General features: G+C 56.7%; 29 protein-coding genes. 15 read left to right on the top strand and 14 right to left on the bottom strand.

Translation table 11 applies throughout. The annotated features are described in order from the left end of the window. Positions 1–113: 113 nt before the first annotated feature. Positions 114–1,307 carry an IS4 family transposase gene (locus AC07VV_RS02815; RefSeq protein ID WP_495035925.1) on the bottom strand — a complete coding sequence of 398 codons (1,194 nt, stop codon included), beginning with the start codon at positions 1,305–1,307 and terminating at the stop codon, positions 114–116. Positions 1,308–1,573: 266 nt separating this feature from the next. On the opposite strand from AC07VV_RS02815, the gene AC07VV_RS02810 reads away from it, so the two are divergent. Then, positions 1,574–2,353, top strand: a complete 780-nt coding sequence (locus AC07VV_RS02810; RefSeq protein WP_495035189.1) for a hypothetical protein — start codon at positions 1,574–1,576, stop codon at positions 2,351–2,353. A 164-nt stretch (positions 2,354–2,517) separates the two neighbouring features. Here the strand turns inward: AC07VV_RS02810 and AC07VV_RS02805 are convergent, their stop codons facing one another. After that, entirely contained in the window at positions 2,518–3,360 is an 843-nt protein-coding gene (locus AC07VV_RS02805; RefSeq protein ID WP_495035188.1) for a hypothetical protein, read from the bottom strand. Between the two features lie 578 nt (positions 3,361–3,938). Here AC07VV_RS02805 and AC07VV_RS02800 point away from each other — a divergent pair. From AC07VV_RS02800 to AC07VV_RS02790, 3 genes are all read left to right on the top strand, one after another. Further along, on the top strand, positions 3,939–4,298 hold the full coding sequence (locus tag AC07VV_RS02800) for a DUF6124 family protein (protein ID WP_495035187.1): 360 nt from the start codon (positions 3,939–3,941) through the stop codon (positions 4,296–4,298). A gap of 215 nt (positions 4,299–4,513) precedes the next feature. Then, positions 4,514–4,936: a DUF4952 domain-containing protein gene (locus AC07VV_RS02795; RefSeq protein WP_495035186.1), complete on the top strand. Its 423-nt coding sequence runs from the start codon at positions 4,514–4,516 to the stop codon at positions 4,934–4,936. 30 nt (positions 4,937–4,966) lie between these two features. Beyond that, a complete protein-coding gene (locus AC07VV_RS02790) occupies positions 4,967–5,308 on the top strand; it encodes a hypothetical protein (protein WP_495035185.1) in 342 nt (113 codons plus the stop codon). 60 nt (positions 5,309–5,368) lie between these two features. On the opposite strand, the gene AC07VV_RS02785 is transcribed toward AC07VV_RS02790, so the two are convergent. The 7 genes from AC07VV_RS02785 to AC07VV_RS02755 all read right to left on the bottom strand — a co-directional run bounded on the left by AC07VV_RS02785 (position 5,369) and on the right by AC07VV_RS02755 (position 11,758). Further along, positions 5,369–5,689 carry an isochorismate lyase gene (locus tag AC07VV_RS02785; RefSeq protein WP_495035184.1) on the bottom strand — a complete coding sequence of 107 codons (321 nt, stop codon included), beginning with the start codon at positions 5,687–5,689 and terminating at the stop codon, positions 5,369–5,371. Positions 5,690–5,716: 27 nt separating this feature from the next. Further along, positions 5,717–5,863, bottom strand: a complete 147-nt coding sequence (locus AC07VV_RS02780) for a DUF2256 domain-containing protein (RefSeq protein WP_495035183.1) — start codon at positions 5,861–5,863, stop codon at positions 5,717–5,719. Then, positions 5,860–7,398: a cryptochrome/photolyase family protein gene (locus tag AC07VV_RS02775; protein ID WP_495035182.1), complete on the bottom strand. Its 1,539-nt coding sequence runs from the start codon at positions 7,396–7,398 to the stop codon at positions 5,860–5,862. The genes AC07VV_RS02780 and AC07VV_RS02775 overlap by 4 nt, the downstream gene beginning before the upstream one ends. A gap of 155 nt (positions 7,399–7,553) precedes the next feature. Then, positions 7,554–8,864, bottom strand: coding sequence for an ArnT family glycosyltransferase (locus AC07VV_RS02770; RefSeq protein WP_495035924.1), 1,311 nt, complete (start codon positions 8,862–8,864; stop codon positions 7,554–7,556). A 334-nt stretch (positions 8,865–9,198) separates the two neighbouring features. Continuing rightward, a complete protein-coding gene (locus AC07VV_RS02765) occupies positions 9,199–9,720 on the bottom strand; it encodes an AidA/PixA family protein (protein ID WP_495035181.1) in 522 nt (173 codons plus the stop codon). A gap of 280 nt (positions 9,721–10,000) precedes the next feature. Beyond that, positions 10,001–10,726: an alpha/beta fold hydrolase gene (locus AC07VV_RS02760; RefSeq protein WP_495035180.1), complete on the bottom strand. Its 726-nt coding sequence runs from the start codon at positions 10,724–10,726 to the stop codon at positions 10,001–10,003. 108 nt (positions 10,727–10,834) lie between these two features. Next, positions 10,835–11,758 (bottom strand): LysR family transcriptional regulator, encoded by a 924-nt coding sequence (locus AC07VV_RS02755; protein ID WP_495035179.1) that lies wholly within the window; start codon positions 11,756–11,758, stop codon positions 10,835–10,837. Between the two features lie 185 nt (positions 11,759–11,943). Between AC07VV_RS02755 and AC07VV_RS02750 the strand changes: the two genes are divergently transcribed. The 4 genes from AC07VV_RS02750 (at position 11,944) to AC07VV_RS02735 (ending at position 13,820) form a co-directional block, all read left to right on the top strand. Beyond that, positions 11,944–12,288, top strand: coding sequence for a hypothetical protein (locus tag AC07VV_RS02750; RefSeq protein WP_495035178.1), 345 nt, complete (start codon positions 11,944–11,946; stop codon positions 12,286–12,288). Between the two features lie 33 nt (positions 12,289–12,321). Continuing rightward, positions 12,322–12,543 (top strand): hypothetical protein, encoded by a 222-nt coding sequence (locus tag AC07VV_RS02745; RefSeq protein WP_495035177.1) that lies wholly within the window; start codon positions 12,322–12,324, stop codon positions 12,541–12,543. Positions 12,544–13,164: 621 nt separating this feature from the next. Further along, a complete protein-coding gene (locus AC07VV_RS02740; RefSeq protein WP_096821741.1) occupies positions 13,165–13,362 on the top strand; it encodes a hypothetical protein in 198 nt (65 codons plus the stop codon). Between the two features lie 77 nt (positions 13,363–13,439). Next, entirely contained in the window at positions 13,440–13,820 is a 381-nt protein-coding gene (locus tag AC07VV_RS02735) for a c-type cytochrome (protein WP_495035923.1), read from the top strand. Between the two features lie 18 nt (positions 13,821–13,838). Here the strand turns inward: AC07VV_RS02735 and AC07VV_RS02730 are convergent, their stop codons facing one another. After that, a complete protein-coding gene (locus tag AC07VV_RS02730) occupies positions 13,839–14,342 on the bottom strand; it encodes a hypothetical protein (protein ID WP_495035176.1) in 504 nt (167 codons plus the stop codon). A gap of 146 nt (positions 14,343–14,488) precedes the next feature. Beyond that, positions 14,489–15,145, bottom strand: a complete 657-nt coding sequence (locus AC07VV_RS02725) for an O-methyltransferase (RefSeq protein ID WP_495035175.1) — start codon at positions 15,143–15,145, stop codon at positions 14,489–14,491. Positions 15,146–15,257: 112 nt separating this feature from the next. Here AC07VV_RS02725 and AC07VV_RS02720 point away from each other — a divergent pair, with 112 nt between their 5' ends. Beyond that, positions 15,258–15,890, top strand: a complete 633-nt coding sequence (locus AC07VV_RS02720) for a TetR/AcrR family transcriptional regulator (protein ID WP_495035174.1) — start codon at positions 15,258–15,260, stop codon at positions 15,888–15,890. On the opposite strand, the gene mug is transcribed toward AC07VV_RS02720, so the two are convergent. Together mug and AC07VV_RS02710 are read right to left on the bottom strand one after the other, a co-directional pair. Next, entirely contained in the window at positions 15,863–16,372 is a 510-nt protein-coding gene (mug, locus tag AC07VV_RS02715) for a G/U mismatch-specific DNA glycosylase (protein WP_495035173.1), read from the bottom strand. The two genes, AC07VV_RS02720 and mug, sit on opposite strands and share 28 nt — an antisense overlap. A 9-nt stretch (positions 16,373–16,381) precedes the next feature. Next, complete coding sequence (locus AC07VV_RS02710) at positions 16,382–17,005, bottom strand: TetR/AcrR family transcriptional regulator (protein WP_495035172.1); 624 nt, start codon at positions 17,003–17,005, stop codon at positions 16,382–16,384. A gap of 249 nt (positions 17,006–17,254) precedes the next feature. Between AC07VV_RS02710 and AC07VV_RS02705 the strand changes: the two genes are divergently transcribed. The 5 genes from AC07VV_RS02705 (at position 17,255) to AC07VV_RS02685 (ending at position 23,259) form a co-directional block, all read left to right on the top strand. Further along, the gene (locus AC07VV_RS02705) at positions 17,255–18,379 is read left to right on the top strand and encodes an HlyD family secretion protein (RefSeq protein ID WP_495035171.1); all 1,125 of its coding nucleotides are present in this window, start codon (positions 17,255–17,257) and stop codon (positions 18,377–18,379) included. Continuing rightward, positions 18,379–19,845: a DHA2 family efflux MFS transporter permease subunit gene (locus AC07VV_RS02700; RefSeq protein ID WP_495035170.1), complete on the top strand. Its 1,467-nt coding sequence runs from the start codon at positions 18,379–18,381 to the stop codon at positions 19,843–19,845. Before AC07VV_RS02705 ends, AC07VV_RS02700 begins: the two co-directional genes overlap by 1 nt. 19 nt (positions 19,846–19,864) lie before the next feature. After that, complete coding sequence (locus AC07VV_RS02695; RefSeq protein WP_495035169.1) at positions 19,865–21,283, top strand: efflux transporter outer membrane subunit; 1,419 nt, start codon at positions 19,865–19,867, stop codon at positions 21,281–21,283. 19 nt (positions 21,284–21,302) lie between these two features. Beyond that, on the top strand, positions 21,303–22,253 hold the full coding sequence (locus AC07VV_RS02690; protein ID WP_495035168.1) for an aldo/keto reductase: 951 nt from the start codon (positions 21,303–21,305) through the stop codon (positions 22,251–22,253). A gap of 70 nt (positions 22,254–22,323) precedes the next feature. After that, the gene (locus AC07VV_RS02685) at positions 22,324–23,259 is read left to right on the top strand and encodes a LysR family transcriptional regulator (RefSeq protein WP_495035167.1); all 936 of its coding nucleotides are present in this window, start codon (positions 22,324–22,326) and stop codon (positions 23,257–23,259) included. A 45-nt stretch (positions 23,260–23,304) separates the two neighbouring features. Here AC07VV_RS02685 and AC07VV_RS02680 read toward each other — a convergent pair whose 3' ends face one another. After that, positions 23,305–23,562, bottom strand: a complete 258-nt coding sequence (locus tag AC07VV_RS02680) for a DUF2790 domain-containing protein (protein ID WP_495035166.1) — start codon at positions 23,560–23,562, stop codon at positions 23,305–23,307. Positions 23,563–23,801: 239 nt separating this feature from the next. On the opposite strand from AC07VV_RS02680, the gene AC07VV_RS02675 reads away from it, so the two are divergent. Next, positions 23,802–24,560 carry a sulfite exporter TauE/SafE family protein gene (locus tag AC07VV_RS02675; RefSeq protein ID WP_495035165.1) on the top strand — a complete coding sequence of 253 codons (759 nt, stop codon included), beginning with the start codon at positions 23,802–23,804 and terminating at the stop codon, positions 24,558–24,560. Positions 24,561–24,566: the final 6 nt, after the last annotated feature.

The following is a 24,566-nucleotide window of genomic DNA, read 5'->3' as shown; positions in this document are numbered from 1 at the left end:
TTTTACGGAGACGCTTCAGATCTTGAATGTGGATAACAAACTGAAAGAAGAGAAAAAAGGGGACAGATTTATTTCTCAGAAAATAAATCTGTCCCTGAAGGATCCCCACAAAACTACTCCAAGGTCTGCGCTTGTTGGTGTACCTCGTTTCGCAACGCGAGCTCCAACTTCTCCAACGTTTTTCGAGAGGTTGAGCCGCGTCCGCTACGCCAATATTCCAACCCCAGTCTCCACAACGACAACACCCGTCGGCGTTTAAGACTATTGCTCTGAAAGCGATGTTCATGGCCTGCTTCACGGGCCTGCAACCCCGTCAAACAAATGATGTAGTTGGCCAATGCCGAGATCAGCAAAAGCACTTCTATTCGGCGCGGGCAATGACTCCGGTGGCGTGTCACGCCCACTCCAAAGTGCTCGCTTTTAACATCCCTGAAGCCTTCTTCTATCTGCATTCTCTGCTTGTATATGGCCACGACTTTCGATGGATTCCATTGATCCTCCGGCAGGTTGCTGGCCAATAACCAAGGTTCGCGCTCACGATTGGCCGACTGCCTGCTGAGTTTGTTTTTGGCGATTGAGCCCGTGACACGCTGGTGTTTTCGACCTTTCGCCGAATGCCTGACGCAGTACAAACGGATGAAGTGCGGCGCACTTTGGGTCATCTCGATCCGCCCCAGTGATTTCGGCGACGCCGATGCCTGGGCGTAAAGATTTTTAACCGGCAGCCAAGTGTGTGCGTCGCTACGATAGAGGTCTCGGTTACGCACTCGCCCCACGTAATACCAGCCTTGTGCCTCGACAGCTTTGATCCACGGGCGGCGAAAACCCGCATCAGCTACAAGGATCGGAACGCAGTCTTTGGGGAGCATTTCGGCCAATACCTGCAGTAACCGTTTTTGATATTTCGGACACCCCTCCCGCTCATGAACGCTCTCGTAAATGGGAAACGAGCGTCCTGCCAAAGGTATGGCCGCGCGCAACAAAAAGAACTCTCCGGCCGCATCGATCGGCGACCAATCCACCAGAATCAATGGATGTTTCAGTGACCCCAGCAAGGCTCGCAACATGACCCAGTAAAACAGCGAGCGCTCGGTTTGCAGATGCCGATTCCCCAACAACCGATCCACTCGCTTTATCGCGTGCTTGGGGTAGGCCTTGCCTGGCAGGAATCGACCAAGTCCTGTCAGAGTGAGCCGACGCCCTCGAAGTAATGCGCTGACACAACACATCAACGTTTTCAGACGACGAGAGTGGACGGAGGGAAGTGCTTGGGTGAGCGCGCTGTGTAAGAATCGGATGGCCTGCATGGGATCGGGATCTTGTTTTTGTGTGGTGCAATACAAGCTGCCGACCCATGCAGGTCTCTTCAATTCCCAACTTCTTGATTTGTTGTAAGAAAAAGCGGGGATTTCTCAGAATCTGTCCCCTTTTCTGTCCCCTTTTCTATGGAGTACCGGCGCGACCATGAGCATTGTCCTGAGTCATCGGCTACTCGCACTGTGGAAGCTGCGTCTCCCCTCGCCGAATTTGATCTGTAGGCTACGCTTGTTCGAATCAGTATTGAGATTGGCTTATGTCCCCCAAAAGAATAATTCTTCTAGTTAAGGTGTTTGATAAGGAGGAATACGCTGATTCATTCATTCAGACAGGAGAGATGTTCTGTAAGACGATTGGGCAGTTCAAACAGATAGAGGGTGATGTCGCACGAGGCGACCAATACGAGGCGCCCTCGGATTGGCATCAACCCGATCGGATATCTCTGACGTTTTCATTTAAGACGCCAGACGGGGAAGAGAAGTCCTTTCCAATAGAAGGGCTGGCCGGCCCGCTTGTGATGCAGCGTACGGCGCACGATCGTTTGAATGCCTTCTGTATGTACGCTGTCACCGTACCGGATTTCGAAGAATCGTATGAAACAGAGGAGGAGCGACTGCGCGTGGTCGAGAAAGTCAATTCAATGTTGAAGGTACACGCAACGCTAGGCGAGGAAATGCTTTTGCTTGGAGAACATGCAGTTCTCATCATCAAGGTCGCGAATTTCATCGATAAAGTAAGCAAAGCCGCCAAGTCGGAAGGCTATGCGTCTTGGCGAGGCCCTGTCCATTATTTTGATCCCGAGACCTTTCACGGCAGTTTCGGAGAGGTTGAGTCCGTTTTTAAAAAGCGGAGCATCTATTCTTATCAAAAAGAGTTCAGATTTGTTTTCGACTCGAGCAAGCCCGAGGGAGCGAAAACTTTATATGCCGGTCCTCTGGATGGAATTGCTTTCAAGCTCAAAACCAGCGAAATCAACAGCAAGATTGAATTGAAGATCGCCGAGGATCAACACGGTGACGGAGACTCACGTGGTTAGCCGTTTGCTGCTTTGCAGCGGGTGCTGACGCCTACCTAAAACACGGTCAGTAAGTTGCTTGGAAGCAGTCGGTGTTGGGCGACAGCTCCTGGCCGACTGCTGCCCTTAGCGAAGGTCTGCAGTCGACCCTGAGCTGTTTGTCACTTGTTTGCGCTTGTTCGAGCTTACCGTGCCTGTATCGCGCTTTCTGCCACCGTAGCATTAGGGGCATAACGCTGGATTGCCTGCAAAACGGCCTCCCGATCATCTTTGCTAATACGTGCCCCTAACGTTACTGTCATATCATCAAGCATCGGGATATCTATTGGCAGATCGATAAAAGGAAGCTCCGGCGGTGGTGCTCCTATCCCCAAGGAATACCACTTTTCCATTAGGTTGAGGAACTCATACTCATATTCCTCAGGATTATCATCGTAGTTTAGCTCTGGCCCTCGAATAGCCATTAGCATGAATCGAAACTCATATTGGTCTCCCCAATGTGCAGCCTTTATCCGGGCTAACCTAGAGCCTCCAGTAATCTCAGTTACTCCTGGAGTTGAACGAACGAACTGCCTCACGTAGGCAGCAGGATCATCCACGTATAGAACATCACCACCGAAGGATTCCTCGTCGCCCCATGGCAACAGTACAAAGCCTTTGCCGAACATTGTTTCCTTTGTAAATGGTGCTGGAACGTCATTCAGTCTAAGCCCCACCTTTTTTAGCTCGCCGTTCTTGTCTTTGTATGAACGGCTAAGCTCAAGTCGCAACTTCGTCGAAGAAAATGGGGAGCTTTTGAAGCTCAAGCGGATGCCTCGGTGCTGATCCGCGTACCGGTACCACTGCCCTGATGTCTCAACAGCTGATTTGACCCAGGAGTTTACAAAGTAGGTCTGCCGCGACTGGTGAAAGCTTTCAAAAGGTAGCTCTAAGAGGTCATCCAAGTGATCTGCTCTTGTAAACCGAAGCTTGCCATTTTGTAGTATTAAAGGAAGGGTGGATGCGCGCGTGTAGTGGTGAATTTCCATTTTCAGATCCTAATGGCCTTCTGGACGGCAATATATCCTGAGTATGGCGAAACGATGGCAAATTAGCACAATTTTTGAGGGTGCGATGGCGACCACTTGAGGCTAGAGACAACTGTTCTGGATGTCCGCTTTTGGCCGATAGCGGACGCTCGCAACGAGCAATGTGGTCTTGAATGTCACCTTGATAGGTGAGCTGACACACGTTCCTTATGTCAATAATCAGCGGTTTACACAGCCACGTTTAAAGTCACCAGCCGTAACCTCCCCAAGGCTACAACGCCTTGCGTCTTTCCCTACGACTACGCCAGAATCCGCCGGCTTGTGCGTCTGCGGCGCGGGTCTTATTGTTTCCCGGTCACTGAAAATCAGTGACGGGGTTTGGTAGCCCCGGATTATCGTAGGTTGCATAAGCATCATGATGTGCAGTGTCTGAAAGGCTCCGCGTCATGGTGGTCATGCACAGGGCGTCTTCGGGCGCGCCGGTTCCTACGTCCCGGTCTACCAACCTGAGCATGGCCGCCACCCATCGTTTGGTAGCGAGAGTGTCGGCTCCCATTTGACGATGTAGGAGTTTCACCATGATCAAACCAACACCAAACCCACCCGAAACCGACCCAACCTCCCCCTACGAATCCCCCAATTCCAAAAAACTCCACGACGCCGCCGAGCGTGCGCTGGATCACTACCTCTTCCCCGCCGCCGGGGTCATGTCGTCCTGCAACGAGGCCGAGCGGATGTACCTGGCCAATCCGAAGTACAACACCGAATGCTTGCTGGCCAATGCCAGCGAAACCTTGAGTTCTGCGAGCGAGATGCTCAGTAACTTCGCCGCCCTGCTCGATCCCTCGAACCGCAAGACGGCACTGGGTATTGCGCAGGTGGTGATGATTGCCGAACTGGCGGTGAATCAGGCGCTGGATCACGTCGAAGTGGCGTAACTGGTCGATTGCTGTAGGAGCAGTCGGTGGCTGCTTCTACAGCGCGATTTGTGTGGGTTGTCTAACGCCCGTTCAGTTTTCAGAATGTTGCATCATGAGCGTCCATGACTGCGTCAGGCTCGGATACCATTCGCTTCGCTCACTCGGTGAAGTCTCGTTGAATAGCCCTGGTGCTGCGCGGGGGTCTAAGGAGAAATGGGGTCATGGAGAAACAGATGAAACGGTTGTTCCTTGGGCTCTTGTTCGGAGTGCTATTTGTCTTGGCCGGTTGCGCAAAGGCCGAACCGCACTGTGAGGATTTTCTTGCAAAACTCAGCGACAAACCTGAATTCGTTGAGCTTCTGGAGTGCACTCAGGACAACAACATACAAGGAAAGCCTCTCGTTGCTCGCTACCGAGTAAAAGGCCTTGATGCACTCAAAGCTGAGCGATACATGAATCAGAGCTTCGGTCTTCCAAAGCTTCAGCACATGTGTTGCGGATGGGATTCAGCACCGTTCTTCTATCGCGATAAAAGAACACGTCTGGGGTACATGCTGGGTATGGGGTCCGAAGAGACGCCAATAGACAAACGGGATTCGTGGTCAGACATAAAGTATTTCTACATCAACGTGTCCCTCTTCACTGAAGACACCTAAGCACAACGTCGGCTCTGTCAGAACCATCAAATGAAACTAAAACCACTCCTCATCAGCCTTCTCTGCTGCATCAGCCCCCTATCCCACGCAACCGACGTCCCGATCAAAGAACACATGCCATTCGTAAACGCCCGAAAGGCCTTGATCAAAAACGGCTGGAAGCCGAACCCGACCTACACAGGTGAATACGGGGTCGAAAACATCCTCCAGAGAAAAGGCTTCACTGAAATCGAGTCGTGCACGGTTGGTCTTCAATTCTGCAGTTTCAACTACGTCAGGAACGGCGTCTGCCTGGGTGTGGCGACTGTCGGGGAGGAGGTCAAAGACATGAAGGTTTATTCCTGGGGTTTCAAATGTCCTGAGAAGGATTGAGGCTCTTTAAAACGCCTCAATCCTGCTGCCGCACCATGACTGACAGCCCGGACACCAGGATCAGGCGTCGGATTGACGGGCCGACCACTGTTTCATTTCTTCTGCAATGAAGTGGTTTACCAGATCACGGTACATCTGTTCGATTGCGTCCGGGCTCAAGCCCTCAACTTCGGCCCACTCGCGCCGTGTTGCCAACATGGCCTTGAAACGTTCCGGAGCACGTACGGAAGTTGCTGAGGTCTTGTATTTCGAGGCCGCCAGTACGTATTGAAAGCGCTTGCCCAACAGCTTGATAACAGCCTGATCAAGGGCATCGATTTCGCGTCGGATATCCTCCATGCCGGCGCACTCTTCGGGCTGTAACTGATTGATGACGTCCATGTTGTTTGGCTCCGTTTGCTGAAATTGTCATAAAGGTGGGTGTCTTGATTTACTACGCCGGCAACGCTCCGAGCAGTAGCGCACGTCTTCCCAGCAGCGAGCCCATTTCTTCCGCCATGTGAATGGAAGGCCGCAGGTCGCGCAGGTTTTGACGGGCAGCTCGCTTTTTTTCACAGCGACTCACCATCGTCCAATTGCTTGAGCAACCACTCGCCGCGCTGCCAAAGCGCCTGTTGTCTGGATTCAGGCATGCGGTCGAGGTTTTTGTAGATGATGCTCATGCGTTGATTGCCGCGCAGTCGGTCGCCGTGACGCATTAGAAAGTGCCAGTAGAGCGAGTTGAAAGGACAAGCGTCGTCGGTGGTGCTTTCGCTCACTTTGTAGGCGCAGCCACGGCAATAGTCGGACATGCGTTTGATGTATTGGCCGCTCGCACAATAGGGTTTGGAACCGAGATAGCCGCCATCGGCGTGCATGACCATGCCCAGTGTATTGGGTAGTTCCACCCAGTCGAAGGCGTCCATGTAGATCGCCAGGTACCACTCACATATTTCACTCGGTGCGATACCGGCGAGCAGTGCGAAGTTGCCGGTCACCATCAGTCGTTGGATGTGGTGAGCGTAGGCATGTTCCAGGCTCTGGCTGATGGCCTGGCGCATGCAGTTCATCTGCGTTTTGCCTGTCCAGTAGAACTCTGGAAGCAGCCGCGTATTACCAAAGGCATTTCCATGGGCATAGTCAGGCATCTTCAGCCAGTAGACACCTCGGACATACTCACGCCAGCCGATCAGTTGTCGAATAAAGCCTTCGGCGGCGTTGAGTGCGATGCTGCCGGACCAATATGCAGATTCCACATCGCTGCAAAGCTGGCGAAGATCCAGTAAGCCGATGTTAAGTGCCGCGCTTATACGCGCATGAAACAGAAACGGCTCATCGCTGGCCATGGCGTCTTGATAGTCGCCGAAGGCTGCCAGGCCCCAATCGAGAAAGTAATCCCACAGAGCCTGAGCTTCTGCGTGGGTGACCGGATAGTCGAACGTGTCGAGGGCGCCATAGTGACCGGAGAAGTTTTTGGCAACTAACGCAAGCACGTCCCGGGTAATTGCGTCTGGCGTAAAACGTGCGGGCGAAGGCGGCCTGACACCCTTGGGCAAGGCTTTGCGGTTTTCCGCATCGAAGTTCCAGGCGCCTCCGACCGGGGTGCCGTCGCCATTGAGTAACAACCTGCTCTTGCGGCGCATCTCTCGATAAAAGAACTCCATGCGCAGCTGTTTTTTGCCCTGCGCCCAGTGAGAGAAGTCGGCACGCGTGCAAAGAAAGCGACGATCGGAATGCCACTTGATCGCCAAGCCACAGTCCCTGATTGAATGCTCCAATCGCCAGTCACCGCACTCCGTGATGTGCAGTTCATCCGGTTGCAGGCGTGCCTGCCAGCGGTGTAATTCGCTCGGCACGGAGCCGGTATTTTCCGGATCATCGAGCGTTACGTATTGCACCCTGATTCCCCTCTGCCGCAACGCTTCGGCGAAGTGACGCATGGCGCTGAAAATCAGGACGATCTTTTGCGGATGATGAGGAACATGGCTGGCCTCTTCCATCACCTCGACCAGGAGCACCGTATCGCGCTCTTGATCCAGCCCCTGCAGAGAGGCGAGGTCGAAGGATAATTGGTCGCCCAAGACGAGGCACAATCGGCGAGTCGTATTCATCAATCAGGTTCCAGTTGATCAGAGCGTAAGGGCCCGACGATTTCGTGGATTTAATCCACGCAACGCTTTTCAAGAAGGGAGGCCTGAATTCTTGTACAAGAGTAATGAAATGTACAATTTTATCGCAGGGTATTGGCTGGAACACGCCCAGCGCTTCACCAAAACCAATACGGCAAAAACTTCGGCGTGGGCTCGATCATGAGCTCCAGGTGGTAGGTGATGGGGTTGAAGAAGAACATATCCAGTATCAGAAAGGCCCCCACCCCAAACGACAGCGTCATGAACTCGCGATAGCGATGCTCGGCAAAGTACTCGCGTTTGGCATGGTAGAAGCTCAACAGCGCAAACAGCCCAAGGCCTGCGCCCAGGTAGTTGGGCTGCAATTGGACTTCCGCAAAGTTGTTGTACACCAGCACCGACAACAGCAGGCCCAAACCCAAAGCCGGCAACTTGAGACAGAACTGCATCAAGCCGTTTTTGGCGCGGACGAATGCCGCTTCATGGCTGACAAAGAGGTAGGCGGCCAGCAGGGAAATGGCCGGGGTGATTGCCAATATGTAGCGCGCTTTCTTGGAGCTTGGGATCGTGAACAGTACGAGCAGTACCAACAGCCACCCGGTTAGATAAAGCAGCAGGTCGATGTCTTTATCGCGGGTCGAGCGGAAGAACAGTTTGTACTTCTTCAGAATCACGTTGATGGCGTAAAACACCGTGAAGCCGTAGGTAAACAGGCCTGCGGAGAAGTAGAAGTAATAGCGCGGTGCGTGGTCGTAGCCGAAGCGCCCGATGCCCTGCATGTTCAGCACGTCTTCGAGGAACGCTTGCCCCCCTTGCAGGTACGCGGCCCATGCCAGCAGCACAACCCCGACGGCCAGAATCAGGCCCGAGAGGAATGAAAACAGCAGCAACATGCGCCATTGGCGGCTCAGGAAGTAATAAGCCCCGATGACACAGGCGGGCCCGATCAAGCCGATAGGCCCACGAAATGCAAAGCCCAGCGCCAACCCCACGAACAGAAACACCAGGCGACGCGGGTCTTTTTTCAACTCGGCCGAATAGGCAACGTAGAAGCAGATCAACGTGAACAGGGCCGGATAGATATCAAGTGCCAGTGAGTTCACGCCGTCCAGAAAGGCCCAGGTCAGCAGGCTGAAAAGTACGCCGTACGCTCCCCACTTCTTGCTGTGCAACGCCCCGAGTCGATAAATGAACACCAGCATCAGGGAGGCGGCAATGCAGGAAGGCAGGCCCATTGAAAGTATGGAGACGCGCCCAAACGGCAAGGAAGCCAGATAGACCAGTAAAGTATTGAGAACCGTATAGTCGGGATAGGGTTTGAAGTCGTCGGCAATGGGAAACAGCGTGACGCCGTTCGCCAGCATGTAATCGGCGAAGTCGACAAAGCGTGTTGTGTAGTTGAGAACGGCAGGTTTGTACTGCAACACCATGAACACGGCCAGTGTCATGAAGAAAATGCTCAGGCATGGATTTCTTGTAATCAATCCCTTCAACATGCCTGCCCGCCAAGTGCGCTCTACAACAAGCGGGGCATCATATCGATCCATCGGTAACCCTTTAGTGAAGTTGTTCTTTTTGGCTCCAGTCCGGAAAGCGCGCTAATGCTGAAAGTGAAGTCCTGCGCTCTGGAAAGTTGGATTTGAGCCTAGTCCACGGTGGGGACTATTCAAGCATGACGCGCCCCAACACTCCCTGAACGAGACTAACGAAAGTCAATAAAAAGCCCGGCCAGACACCTTCGTCACAGACGAAGAGTATCTAGCCGGGCTTTTTGCAGTTCAGTTATTGGTTATTGACGGTGATGTAGGGATCCCAGGTGTGGTCTGTGCCAATCTGGTTAAGGTCACGGTCGTACAGCGCGAAGTTGATGGTGTACCAGAGTTTTCCTGGATTCAGAGCAGTGGCTTGCCACAGGCTGTACGTCACATCGGTTTTGGAAATACCGCCGGGAGCCCCCTTGTTCAGATAGATCACCACACCAGGCACGTTGAAAGAGACCGGTGTCGAGATGGTGCCTTTGTAATCGCCGCCCTGGTGCGGGTCGCCTGGCTGGACGTTTTTGATCTGTGCGATGCGGTCGAAGTTGCGCGACAGCGTGGTGGCACGCCAGCGGATGTTGTCGCCGGTTTTGACATCGATCCACAGTTCGTTGCCGCCTTCGCCGGTGTTGCCGCTGGCATGCGGATCGACGGCATCGCGCGTCACCAGCATGGAAATCGCACCGCCGACATCGCCGGGATGGGCAATCAGGTAATCGGCATCGATATTGACGAGCACGTCGTAAGTATTGGTCGCACTGGACATTTTGCTGCTCCTTGTTGGAATGGCATAAACGACCGCGCCCGCAAAGGCTGTCCGGCTCATCCGGTCCCTGGATGCGGTCTGCGGAGAACGATAGGAGATGGCTTTATAGTGTCAACGTGCGATCAGTTGACGCGGGATAAACGCGGTGTGATGCGGCGTGACCAAGGCATTGATTTGCTTCTCTGCTGGCCAATCTCGTCATCGTTTTCTGGATGCTCGCTGACTGCTTGAGTTGGCAAAGGCGCACAGTCGTTGTCGGCAAGTGCCCCATGACACCCACTTAAAGCGACGACCGCTCCAGAAACCGTTTGATCTCCAGCGAATACGCCCCCGGATGCGAGAACCTGAACATGTGCCCGGTGCGCAGCAGGATGACTTCCTGCGAACCCTTGATACCGTTGAGGAGAACGCTTGCGGCGTCTTTGCCGATCAGTTTGTCTTCCTCGGGCGTCAGAATCAGTGTGGGCACGTCGATCTTTTTCAGCAGCACCGTGTAGTCCGCGTTCTCGATCGAGCGCATGCGGTTGATGTAGGCCTTGTGGGACGTTTCCTTGATGAAGAAGGCGCGGCTTTTGCCCGTTGACCAGGGGATCTCCCCTTCCCTGTCGAACGCCGACGCCAACTGTGCGGCGTGAATCCGAAGGGTCATCTGTCGGTAGAACGGGCCGGGGAAGAATGGTGCAAGGGCTGCCAGAGTCTTTAGCCAGGGCGAGGTGATCGGGCTCCTGGCAAAACCGCCGGAGAGCACCAACCCTCTGAGGCCTTTCGGCTGTCGAGCCGCCACTGCGATCGAGGACACTGCGCCGTAGGAGTCCCCCACCAGCACGTAGCTTTCAAGGTCTTTCACCTGGTCGGTGATGACGTTGGCCAATGCTTCCAGATCGCACACGTCGTCCGGCAAACGCAGGGTGCGCAGGGGGCGATGCTGCAAGTGGGTCATCTGGTTCAGCTGCCACGGGGCCCCGGCAAAGCACGGGATCATGACCAAAGTGGGCTCTGTGCGCATGGGGTATTCCTGGCGGGTTGAATGAACGACAACCGAACTCTAGGAAGACCGACGCAGGCGATCCAATGGCTTTTACACAGCCTGTTGATGCACCAGATTCATGACGCCTCAGTCGGCGATCATCATGTTCGTGATCCACTCGATGGCGGGCTCGTTGGCGCGTCCACGTGCTCGAACAACGAGCACCTCCCAGGTGGGGAGCCCCATGGGGAGTTCAAACAGGCTCAGTTGCGCAGTTTCTTGCAAATGCAAGGCGACGCGCTCGGCCACCACGGCGATGGATTGAGACGCGCCGATCATGAACGGAACGGCCAGAAAACTCGGGCAAGTGACGCTCACCTTGCGAGTCCGACCGAGGCTCTCCAGCGCCTCGTCGACGGCGCCCCGAGCATCGCCGCGTGGCGAAACCAAGATGTGCGGCAGGCGCACGAAGTCATCCAGTTCCATGTGCAATTTCTTGCCGCGCTTGACCAGCGCCGGGTGACCCTTGCGCGCGATGCCGACGAAACGCTCCTGATGAACGAGCTGACAATCAAAGCGCTGCGGGACCTGAGCGAAAGAACCCGAACCCAGCACGATGTCCAGTTCGCCGGCGTCCAGTTGGCGCAGAGCGGATTCGCCATCGGCCGGCCTGAGTTTCAACACCAGGTCGGGCGCAGCGGCCTGAATCCGGGCCAGTGCCGGGGCGATGACGGTCAACACCGCGTGATCGGTGGCCGCCACGTTGAGTTCGGCTTGTAAACGGCTGGGATCGAACGAGCCCCGTGGACTGGCGACTAGCCTCACCGACTCAAGCACCGCCGCGACTCTCGGCATTAGCTCGGTGGCCAGCGGCGTCGGGGCAATGCCTCGGGGGTGACGGATAAACAGCTGATCATCGAAAGCGGTACGCAACCTCGACAAGGCGTGGCTGGTGGCGGACTGGGACAGGTGTAAGCGTTCGGCGGCACGACCGACGTGTCTTTCGGCCCAAAGCGCCTCGAGCACCACCAACAGGTTGAGGTCGAAACGCGTCAGGTCCAGGGGCTTCATCCTGTTGTAGCCTTTTTGTTGATTGTTCGGCGCCACGATAGCGTGAGCGCCCTTCAATTGACAGGTATCGGCCCAGGCGTTCTGGAACAAGATCGGTTGGAACGCGTAACGACAGCGGCTGAAAATATGGCTAGTATTCCGGCGTTTTTTGCCAGCCTTCAAATCGGACGAAAGCTAATCCAGACATGAAAAGACCACCCGCCTTTCTTACGCTCATTATCACTTTGTATGTCGCATACTCTGTATGGCCAATCCTGTTTGGGCCTACACCACACAACCTGGGCTATGTAGCGTTTTCATTGACTGTTTCGCTTTTTGCTTTTTACGGAAGTGTGATTGCTTGCAATATTCTGGCGCTCATATGCGCCATTGCTGCTCAGAGCTCTCTCGGCACTGCCATAGAGATCATCGATAACAGCATCTATATGAGCGCTTTCTTGATTGCTGCTGCAGTGTTTCTGGCGCGCGGCGCTCACTATTTGCTTTTCAGCAAGCGAGTTCACGAGTTCCAAGGAAAGTATGCTCAATAAAATCCTGGATTGAACGGCAACAAGGGAGAAGCAATGCCAGCAGAATTAAGTCAAAACGATGGGCTGAAGATGACCATCCTGCCATGCCCAAGGGGTCGGTCGGGCTGTATTCAGGTTCGCCTCACTGGCACTGCGATGCAGGCAGAAATAACGTCAGAGAAATTTTCTGCGGATATCCAGCAGCCGCTTGACGCGTTTTTTGCGTCGGTTGCGCAGATTAAGATGGGGGTCGATCAAGATCAAAAAGGGGACTGATTTATTTTCAGATAATAAATCAGTCCCCTTTTTGCCCAGCTCGAAATACTTCAAGAGGAAGGTCATGTACGCTTTTGCGATTAGAAAAGGCTATGACAGCAACAAACTGCTAATTGAGTTCTATCCACAGCCATCGGATATTGGGTTCCAGGAGGCGCTCTGCCTGGTACTGGCGCCATTGGGATTCTCAGTCAGTACCACTGAGCATGGCATATGGGCATCCCACTCCCATCTAGAAAGCAAGTTTGGAACTGTTCGAATTGATAGCGACTCTTGGAGCACGTTCGGAGAAGCCGACCAGTGTTCCGATAATGCCACTCTCAATAGGCAACTCATTTATGAGCTCGGCTCAATACTGGCCACTAGCGGAGCGTTCCAAGAAGTTCCGTGGCATTGCGCTGGCAAGTCGGGTGACTAAATGTCTGCAAAGGGCTAGTGAGTGAGGACTGCTACCGGCCATCTTCTGCCCGTCGCGAGTCAGAAAAAAACGACCCAATACAGCCGGCCGGCACCGCCCGACGTGGACCAAAAGCGGGATTTATCTGCTATGACATCAATGACGAATTGGTCTGTGAGAGAGATTATAAAAATATGAGCACCCAGGGAGGCACCGGACCAAAAATGGATTTCATCGTGGACTTCCTGTTCAACGTATTGGCTTACAAGGTTGGCGTTTTCGTCCTGCGTCTGCTGAGTGGCGGCCGTTTCAAGGGTGAAAGCGGTTTTGCCTGGGGCTGGGCACTCGTCGTCGGCGGTTTGGTGCTGTACACACCTTTTGTGGTGTTTATCGCCCTGCTCATTCATTACAGCGGCGGGTAGCTATCCGTCACTCGCGTCAACTTCTGAAGCGCATGAAGCGTTTCATCGTCAAAACCCATCAATATCGACCTATAAAAATGAAAACATCAGTCTTCCCTTTACTGGCCTTTTTGCTACTCACTCAAACAGGCCCCTCCTTCGCAGACAACATCAACGGAAGGAATCTCTACTCACAGAGATGCGCCGTGTGCCACGGGCCCGATATCAAGGGAACCGGGCCATTGGCCCATAAAAGCAATCCTCCGACACCTGATCTGACAACACCTGCCTTCAAGAAGCGGCTCAATGATTACCCGGGCGTGATCGTGTCCTCGATCATCCTTCGCCCGAACGGAGACCTGATTCCAAAAACCTTGCGCGAGAATGGTGTAAAGATCCCGCCGCACGCCTGGAGCGTCAGCGATTTTCGCGATTTGAATCAGTACATGAACGATGTCATTTCAAAAAAACAGCACTAAGCCGCGCAGCATTCCCCTTCAGCCTCCATCAGCTTTTTTGTCGGTGCCTTTTATGTTTTCAATCAGGTCAACGACGTAGTCCTGATTGAAGCCCGCCACGAATGACCAGAACAGCAACTTGGCGTAGGCCGCGTACCCTTCCGCATGTTGGCAAAAAATATCATTGAAGATTTGCTTCAAACATTTCGGATCGTCGTCCGGAACGATCACCGGAAACAGATCGCCCCTGATAACGCCGGAAAGGAACAGGAGATACAACAGCCCCGCCAGTATCCCGCCGATGAATGAAGGCAGTATCAAAGCGAACCATGACTTGGCGAGGTTTTCGATTTCCGGATCGGTCAGTATCGACAGTCGTCTGTGAAACCCTACGTAGCCCCCGATATTCCCGGCGATACAAACGATAAAGGGCACTTTGTAGTCGGGCAGACTGTAAGTGACGGCAATCGCCAGCAACAACAGGGCTATGAAAATCCAGAATATTCGCTTCCAGATGATGTTGAGGTCGTCCTGACGATTCATGATCAGCTCCCTGATCCTGGTCATGTGTTGATCTTCATGACGATAGACGAATCCTGTCGCACGCATGAAAGATCAAACCGGAAAAATGCCTCGAAGGTCCGCTTCTAAAGCAACACGCACCCTCGCGGCATTTCGGATGCCACCGCTCAGCCCAACCGCATCGACACTTCAATGTCATCGGCAAACGGCACACTGACGTAACCATTCTGCGGCGAGCGCACATGGGCCAGGTATTCCGGGCAGTAATCGGTGTTGTCGGCCACCACCAGTGCGCCCGGGCGCAGGTGTTTTTCAACCAGATTCAACACGTCGCCATACAACGCCTTGGCGCCATCAAGCAGCAACAGATCAACCGTGTCCGGCAGATCGCTCGCCAAGGTCACCAGCGCATCACCTTCGCGGATTTCAATCAGATCACTGACGCCTCCTTCAATAAAGTGCTGCCGAGCCAGTTCGATTTTCGACGATTCGAATTCGCTGCCGATCAGAACACCGCCGCCGTTGTCTCGCAGCGCCGCTGCCAGGTGCAGGGTCGACAGGCCGAACGAGGTGCCGAACTCAACGATGGCTTTGGCCTGGGTGCTACGGGCCAGCATGTACAGCAGTTTGCCGGTTTCGCGGGAGACAGGCAGCCACAGGTCTTTGAGCATGCCGTAGAGTTCGCGGTACTCGGTTTTGCTGTGCATCAGGCGTTCACGTTCTTCGTCAGACACGGAATTCAAAACCGGACTGGTGGCGGCGCTGGCCTGGGTGTAGAGGCGTTCGATCAGGGTTGCCAGGGGTTCGGTGGTCAATGTGGTCATGGTGGTTTTCCGTCAGTTGAGGGCTAAAATGCGAATGATTCGTCGCGTTTAAATGATGCGAGCGAATGGCCCGATTCGCTATTCGCATTCCCTCTTCACGCCTGAGCCGACCATGACCGACCGCCAGACCGCCCGTATTTCCTCACGCAAACAGCCGCAACAGGCACGCTCCGCCGAGTTGGTTTCCGCGATTCTGCAGGCGGCTATTCAGGTTTTGGCCAAGGAAGGCGCGGCCCGATTCACCACGGCGCGGGTTGCGGAGAAGGCTGGGGTGAGCGTGGGCTCGCTGTATCAGTACTTCCCGAACAAGGCTGCGATTCTGTTTCGGTTGCAGAGTGATGAGTGGTTGCAGACCACGGAGATGCTGCAGCGAATTCTGCAAAATCGGGAGGCGCTGCCGCTGGATCGCCTGCGCACGCTGGTGCATGCGTTCATTCGTTCGGAGTGTGAAGAGGCGCAGATGCGCGGTGCGTTGAGCGATGCGGCGCCGCTTTATCGTGATGCGCCCGAGGCCCATGAAGTGCGGGCAGCAGGCAAGCGAACCTTTGAGGCGTTCATGGTTGAATTACTGCCCGAGGCGAGCGAATCCACTCGCACACAGGCCTGCGATCTGATCCTGGCCACACTCAGTTCGGTGGGAAAGGATTTTTCACTCAGCCCGCGTACTGACAAGGAAATCACGGCGCGTGCGGACGCGATGGCGGACATGTTTCGTGCTTACGTGGTGTCGCTCGATGCCAGGTAAAGCTGTCGGTACGCTGTCACCAGTTGTTCCTGGTTGAACGCCAGGTTGCGGCCGCTGGGGTTGGGCAGGATCCACACCGCCGCGCCGCCGAACGTGGTGTCTTGCAGCCCCCATTCAACCGACTTTTTCCCGGACAACCCGGCATAGGCAGCCTTGCCGAGAAACGCCACGAAGCGCGGCGAATACCGGGCGATCTTGCGTTCGAAATTCGCAGCGGCGGCGGTGAATTCATCCGCCGACAATTGATCCGCCCGGGCCGTCGCCCGCTCGACCACCGCAGTCAACCCGCAGTGAAATTGCAGGATCGAGCGATCGTTTTCCGGGCTCACCTCGTGGGGTGTGAACCCAGCCAGGTGCAGCGTGCGCCAGAAGCGATTACTTCGCCCGGCAAAGTGATACCCCTGCTCTGCTGCCAGCAAGCCGGGGTTGATCCCGCAGAACACCACGGCCAGGCCTTCGGACAGGATGTCTTCCAATCCCATAAAAACCTCTCAGCTACAGATGACGCTGACGGCGTTGCGTGCCTGAGCGGTCAGTTCTTCGCGGGATTTACCGGCGCGGGCGCGGATCGAGATGCTGTGCAGCAGTGATGACGCAAGCATGGCCAGTGCAGCCAGATCGGTATCAGGTTTCAGTTCGCCGGTATCAAGCGCCTTCTGCAGGCGTGCTTCCAGATCCGCGTCGAGCTGGCTGAGTCGCAGGGACAACACCTTGCGAATCTCTGGATCTTCGACCGCTTCGGTAGTCGCCGTGCCGATCGCGAAACAGCCACGGGGCTGGCCATCGCCGGAAAAATAGATCGCCAGTTGCCCTTCGTAAAAACCGCTCAGCGCCTGTTCCAGAGTCAGGTTGCCGTCGTTCAAAGCAGCCTGCATCGCGGCGTGGGCGGTTTCCCAATATTGGTCGAGTGCCTTGATGTAGAGCGCGTGTTTGTCGCCGAACGCGGCGTACAGGCTCGGGCGATTCATGCCGGCGGCAGTGGCGATGCTGTCCAGAGACGCGGCCGAGTAACCGGTGTTCCAGAACACGCCGAGCGCCTGTTGCAGTGCGGTTTGCGGGTCGTAGGCACGTGGGCGGCCACGGCCTTTTCCTTCTGTCGGTTTATTTTGTGCCATGTCGTATAAATTCCTTGCGGGAAAGATTAGTCATCCATATTCTTACACCATCGCACAAAATTAAGGAACCAGAAATTCCTTGATCGGCAGGTTTGTTGTAACAGCGCTCGTACCGGGGCTGGCGACGACGAAACAGCGGCAGCGGAGCGACCCTCCCACACCGCGCACGGACTTGATGACGCACAGCCTTTAACGACGCCCGGGCCGCTGACGAATTCGCACAGGGACCCAGCCTTTGGAGTACCGATCATGACTCAGCCATTCGATCTCGCCGCCGCACAAATCAGTGCCCACCCGGTTGATGCACCGCCGAAAAAACCGCTCAAACAGAAGCTGCGACCGCTGCTGATGGGCGGCATCCCCGCCCTCTTCGCCGCGATTGGCTACGGCCAATACGTCGCCAACGAGCCCTTCGTTTCCACCGACAACGCCTATGCCCGCGTGGCCAAGGCCTCGATCAACGCGCGGATTTCCGGGCAAGTGGTGGAGATTGCCGTCGACGACAACCAACCGGTGCGAAAAGGCCAGGTGCTGTTTCGCATCGATCCCAAGCCGTTGCAGATCGCCGTCGACCGCGCCGAAGCCCAGCTCGGCAATGCACGTCTGCGCATCGACGGCCTCAAGGCCAGCTATCGCCAGCAACAGGCCGAACTGCAATCGGCCAAGGCTTCGGCGGATTTCGATCAGAAAGAGTTCGCCCGCAAGAAAACCCTGGTTGCCACCGAGTTCGTATCGCGGGCCGTTTACGAACGCGCCGAAACTGACCTGAAAGTCTCGCGCCAGCACATCGCGTCCATCGAGCAACAGATCGCCAGCACCGTCGTCGCGTTGAACGGCAACCCGGACATCGCCATCGACAGCCATCCAACCGTGCGCGAAGCCAAGGCCCAGCTCGACGAAGCGCAGCTGTATCTGTCCTACGCGACCGTCACCGCACCCGACGATGGCATCGTCGCCAAGGTCGATGATTTGCAGGTGGGCAACTACGTCAACAACGGCGCGCCGGCATTCGCGTTGATTTCCGACCGGGAAATCTGGGTCGAGGCCAACTTTCGCGAGACGCAACTGACGCACATGCGCCCCGGCCAGCCGGCGACCATCACGCTCGATACCTACCCGGATCATCAACTCAAGGCGCACGTCATCAGCATGAGCCCCGGCGCCGGTGCCGACTTCGCCCTGCTGCCGCCGGAGAACGCCACCGGCAACTGGGTGAAGGTGGTGCAGCGGGTTCCGGTTCGTCTGGAGCTGGACGAAGCCGACCCAGCCCTGCCGCTGTTTTCCGGCACCAGCGCCACGGTCAGGGTCGATACCGGCCACCGCACGCCATGGTGGCATCCGCTCAAATCGCTGTTGTCCGCAGGTAACTCGTGATGAACACCTCAACAGCAGACGCGCGGGCGCTGAGGTTTGTCGCCCTGCTCGCCACCTACATGCAGTCAGCCAACCTGCCATTGCCGAACGCAGCGCTGCGCCTGATTCAGGGCAGCCTGTCGATGAGTGACGATCAGGCCGGGTGGATCTTCACGGCCTATCTGGCGGCGAGCGCGATCACCCTGCCAGTCGCGCAATGGCTGGCCGGCCGCTTCGGTTTGAAGCGGGTTTACCAGATTGCACTTGTCGCGTTCGCCCTCGGACTGTGGCTTTCAACACGGGCAGACACGCCGCTGGAATTCATCGGCGCCCGCATCCTGCAAGGCCTGGCCAGCGGCGTAATTGCGCCGCTGTCGATGGCCATCGCGCTGGAGACGTTGCCCGCCGAACGCCGCCCCGCGTTCGGCCCGAAATGGACGGCACTGGTGCTGTTCGGCATCGTCAGCGGCCCGAGCATCGGCGGTCTGATCTGCGAGTATTTCGACTGGCGCCCGATGTTCTACCTCAGCCTGCCACTGACGGCGTACATCTTCCTGGTGGTTACTTTGTTGCTCGCCGAGAAGAAAGCAGATCCGCGTCCGACATTCGATTTCTTCGGTTTCGGCACTTTCACCATCGGCATGATCGGCCTGCAAATGCTGCTTGATCGGGGCGAACGGCTGGACTGGTTCGACTCACCGGAAATCTGGATCGAAGCACTGGCCTGCACCCTCGGTTTGTACCTGTTCATCGTCCACGCACTCACCCGCCAGACGCACTTTCTCAGCAAGGGTTTGTTCGGCGACCGCAACTTCATGCTGTCGACGGTGATGTTTTTCGCCCTCGGTTTTGTACTGCTGTCGACCATGGCGCTGACCTCGCCGATGCTCGACGAAATCCTCGGTTACCCGCCGGACACCACGGGGCTTCTGACCGTCCCGCGTGGCATCGGACTGGTAGGCGCGTTCCTGCTGATGGGCCGTGCGCCAGCGTGGATCGACGTCCGACTGCTCGTCGCCACGGGCATCGCGCTGGTGGTGTACGCCAACTGGCTGATGCTCGGTTACTCGCCGCTGATGGACTGGACGCCCGTGGCGGTCACCGGGTTCATCCAGGGCGTCGGCCTCGGCATCTTGATGCCGGCGCTCAGCAAAACCGCATTCAGCACACTCGACCCGAAGCTGCGCCCGGAAGCCACCGGTTTCTTCAACCTGATGCGGGTCTACGGCAGCACCCTCGGCGTGGCCGTGGTGCAGATCTTTTTCTTCAACAACACCCAGGCGATGCACTCGGCGCTGGCCAGTCACCTGACGCCCTATCGCGCTTCGATGCCGACCTCGCTGCCGGCGCTGGAGGGACTCAACCATCTGGTGACCCATCAAGCGGCGTTCATCGCGGTCATGGGCCAATTCAAGATTCTGATGCTGGCGATGCTCGTGGTGAGCCCGCTGGTGGTGTTCCTGCGCAAGCCGGTTGCGGCCAACTGATTAACGTGGAGTCTGAACCATGAAAGTTTCTATGCGCTTCACCCCGCTGGCGATGACGGTGATGTTGTCTGCCTGCACTGTCGGCCCTGATTTCCAACGGCCTGACGCAAGTCCGTCGCAGCATTACGACCAAGCCGCCGAACAACATTTCGACATGGGCAAACGCGTCAACGGTGATTGGTGGTCGGCGTTCCGCTCGCCGAAACTCGATCAGGTCGTGCGTCGCGCTATCGACGGCAACCTCGAACTGGTGGCCGCCGACGCGACCATTCGCCAGGCAGCGTCTTCGGTCGCGGAAGCGGAAGGTGCGCTGTATCCGCAGGTGGATTTCGGCGCCTCGGCCGGTCGTCAACGCACCCACAATGGACCAGAAGCCACTGTTTCGAACTTCTACGCCATCGGCCCACGGGTCGCTTTCGATCTGGACGCATTCGGCGGCAACAAGCGTCGGGTCGAAGAACAGCAGGCGCTGACCGATCTGCAAAAGCATCGCTACGAAGCCGCGTACCTGACCTTGACCGGCGACGTCGCCAGTCAGGCCTTGTTGCTCGCTTCCGCCAACGCGCAGATTCAGGCGGTGCAAACCCTGCTGGCCAACGACACGAAAAACCTCGACCTGGTGCGCAAGGCGCAGGCGAGCGGCACCACCACGCGGATCGACGTGTCGCTGGCCGAAACCCGCCTCGCCCAGGATCGCACGCTGTTGCCGCCCCTCGCCCAGCAGCGCGATGCGGCGCGTCACGCGTTGTCGATTCTGGCCGGCAAAGGCCCGGCGGACTGGATTGCGCCGGACTTCACCCTCGATGAATTCGCCTTGCCGTCGAACATCCCGGTCAGCCTGCCATCGGAAATGGCCCGCACCCGTCCGGACATCCTGCAAGCCGAATCCGAGCTGCACATCGCCAGCGCGGCGGTCGGTGTGGCGACTGCCAATCTCTATCCCCGCGTCGAGTTGTCCGCCTCTTTGGCGCAAGCCGCGTCGGGCAATGGCGGCGCCGCACTGTGGGGATTCGCCGCCGGACTGACCGCGCCGATCTTCAATGGCGGCACGCTCAAGGCTGAACGCCAGGGCGCGGTCGAGGGCTACAACGCGTCACTCGCTCGCTATCAGCAGACGGTGATTCAGTCCTTCGGCCAGGTCGCGGACACCCTGCAGGCGCTCAATCACGGCGCCGAGCAAAACCTCGCCCAGGACGACGCCTTGCGCGCCGCCGACACCAGTCTGCGCCTGAACCAACAGGCTTATGCCCAAGGCGAAAACAGCCTGCTGCAAGTGCTCGAAGCCGAGCGCGCCTATCAGCAAGCGCTGCTCGGCCAGATCCAGGTGAAAACCGCGCGTTATCTCGACTCGGTGCGCCTGTTCGTGGCGCTGGGCGGCAACTCGGTGGGTGTCTTCGATCAGAAAGTCGCGATGCGCGAAACCTCAAAATCTCTTTAACGCCAAGCCGGAGAACGACATGACTTACGAAGCCTTTCACGATGAACTTCGCGACACCCGATTGCCACTTAACAACGGCTCGGGCTCGATGCCGGCGGTGGGATTCGGCACGCTGTTTCGCGATTTGAGCACCACTACTGAAGCAGTCAAATGTGCGCTGGAAACCGGTTTCCGCCACTTCGATTGCGCCGAGCGCTATCGCAACGAAACGCAGATCGGCGTGGCGTTCCAACAGACCTTCGCCGCCGGCCAGATCCGACGTGAAGACGTGTTCATCACCACCAAACTGTGGAACACCAACCACCGTCCCGAGCGGGTAAAACCGGCGTTTGAAGCCAGTTGCCAGCAACTGAAAGTCGACTACATCGATTGCTACCTGATCCACACGCCGTTCGCCTTTCAGCCCGGCGACGATCAAGACCCTCGGGATGCTTTCGGGCACGTGATCTACGATGGCGAAACCCGACTGATCGACACCTGGCGCGCCCTCGAAAGCCTGGTGGATGAAGGTCGCTGCAAGTCCATCGGACTCTCGGACATCACCCTCGATGCGCTGAAGGAAATCGTCGCCGCGGCGCGAATCAAACCGGCGGTGGTGCAGATCGAATCCCACCCGTACCTGCCCGAGTGGGAGATGCTGGAATTCTGTAAGGAATACGGCATTATCCTGCTCGCGTTCGCCCCGTTGGGGCATGGCATGGAGCCGAATGTGCTCGAGGATTCAGTGCTTACCGGGATTGCCCGGCACGTGCAGAAAACCCCGGCGCAAGTGGCGCTGGCCTGGGCGGTGCAGCGCGGCGCGGCATTCCTGACGACCTCTGCGAACCCGAGCCGTATTCAGGAAAACTTCGACATCACGACCCTGCCGCATCGGGCGATGCACGAGATCAAGGAAGAGATCACGACGCGGATTCGGTTCAATTCGGTGGTCGAGACTGGCGTGCCCGGTTTCATTCCACGCAAGAAATGACGCATGGAAAGGGGCGGCCTCCAGCGAGGTCGCCCCTATACTCTTCCCACCCGATTGCCGAGAGACACCGATGGACGTTTTCCAGACCATGCGCTTCTTCATCGCTGTCGCCCAAAGCGGCAGCTTCACCGCTGCTGCCGAGTTGCTGGACACCAACACCACCAACGTCTCCAAAGCCGTCTCCGCCCTCGAAGCCCGCCTGCACACGCGCCTGATCAACCGCACCACCCGCCGCCTGGCCCTGACTGAAGCCGGTGTGCGCTATCTGGAACGCTGCGAAAAAATCCTCGATGACGTGCGCGAGGCCGACGAAGAAGCCGGCACCGCCCAGACCCTGCCCGTCGGCCGCTTGAAGATTCACACCATGTCGGCCATCGGCAACCACTATGTGATCGATGCGATTGCCCGCTACCGCGAGATTCACCCCACGGTGATGTTCGACCTGAGCCTGACCAACCGCGTGCCGGATCTGCTCGAAGAAGGCTTCGACATGTCCATCGTACTGGCCCGCGATCTGCCGGATTCCGGCTTCGTCGCCCAGCGCCTGGGCATCACCTACAGCATCCTCTGCGCCTCGCCCGCATACGTGGCAAAACGCGGTCTGCCCAAGACGCCCGGCGAACTCTGCGAACACGAGTGCCTGCGGATCGTCAACACGGTGATGCCGGTGGAGAACTGGACATTCGAAGGCCCGCAAGGCATGGAAACCATCACCATTCCCTTGTCGCCGTTCCATATCAACACGGCGGATGGAATGACCATCGCGATCAAGAAAGGCATGGGTATAGGCATTCAACCGATTGCATCGGCCGTGGACGGCTTGAGGGCGGGAACCCTGGTGCGGGTGTTGCCGGAATACCGGCTGGAGGAGTTGAACCTGTTCGCGATCTATCCGTCGCGCAAGTTCGTCGATGCGAAGATCAAGACCTGGGTGGAGTTTTTGAAACAGTCGATTCCGCAGCTGCTCGCATCGGATGAAGAAGTCGTCGGAGCAAAAAGGGTTTAAGCACCGCAGACATGGAGTGTCGACCCTCCATCATCTGCACCGGGCTCAACTCGAGCAGCCAGTCCCCATCACTTGATACTGCAGAACGTGTTGCTCACCGTACGAATCTTCGTAGGTCATCTGAACCGGCGTCGGCGCGCATTCATTGGCCGGTTCGGTGATGGAGATGACGTGTGCGATGTCCAGTTTGGTCGCAGAGTTATAGGTCTCGACCGGGGTGTTCACTGTGCCTGCGTTATCGGCGTAAGCGTGTGCACCGAAGCTGCCCAACATTAAAACCAGCGCGATTTTCTTCATGTTCATGATATTCACCGTCTCGTTGAGGACCGTGTTTGTTCACGGGTTGGAGACGATGCTAAGGGTTGAGACGGTGCTGAAAAATCGGAAGGTTGGACAAACACTGTTGCTGGAATTTGTATGAATACGTGGTGCGAGCGTTTAGTACTGGCCCACAGAATAACCTCAAAACTGTAACTGTTCACCGCGCAGCTCGTGCGCGAAATTATGGCCATTTCCCGCCCTCAATGAAGTGAGCGCAAATCTTGGAACTGACCCTCACCACCCTCCTCGTCACCTTCGCCGGCGTGTTCCTGATCTGCTTCATGAAAGGCGCATTTGGGGGAGGCTTCGCGATTGTCGGGATTCCGCTGCTGTCCCTGGTAATGGACCCGATCACCGCTGGCGGACTGTTGGCTCCGCTGTTTGTCGCCATGGACTTGTTCAGCCTGCGCTACTGGAAGCCGTCGACCTGGTCGAAACCGGACCTGCGCCTGCTGGTGCCGGGGCTGGTCGTCGGTATCGGTATTGGCTATTTGCTTTTTCGGGTACTTGACCATCGCGCCATCGCCATTGTGATGGCGGCGGTCACCCTGTTGTTTGTCGGTTTGTGGTTCAAGGCGGGCGGAGAAGTCCGCGTGAAGCCGCGCTCATCGCCCAAAGCGGTGGCCGCCGGCCTTACATCGGGCATCACGACCATGGTCGCGCATTCCGGCGGGCCGCCACTGGCGATCTATCTGTTGCCGCTGGGCCTGAGCAAACAGATGTATGCCGGAACCACCAGCCTGTTTTTCACGGTGGGCAATCTGCTTAAAGCCGTACCCTGGCTGCTACTGGCCAAACCCAGCGGCAACGTCCTGACGCTGATGTTCGTCAGCCTGCTCGCCGTACCCAGCGGGGTCTGGCTGGGCTGGCGGCTGCACGCCAGACTGGATCAGCGCCAGATGTACCGCGCCTGTTATGGCTTGCTGGTAGTCACGGCGCTGAAACTGTTGTGGGACGGTGTCGAGGGATACATGGCCTGAGTGAAC

This window comes from Pseudomonas sp. GW821-FHT02C04, from assembly GCF_059421845.1.
This window is presented reverse-complemented; position numbering and strand designations above follow the sequence as displayed.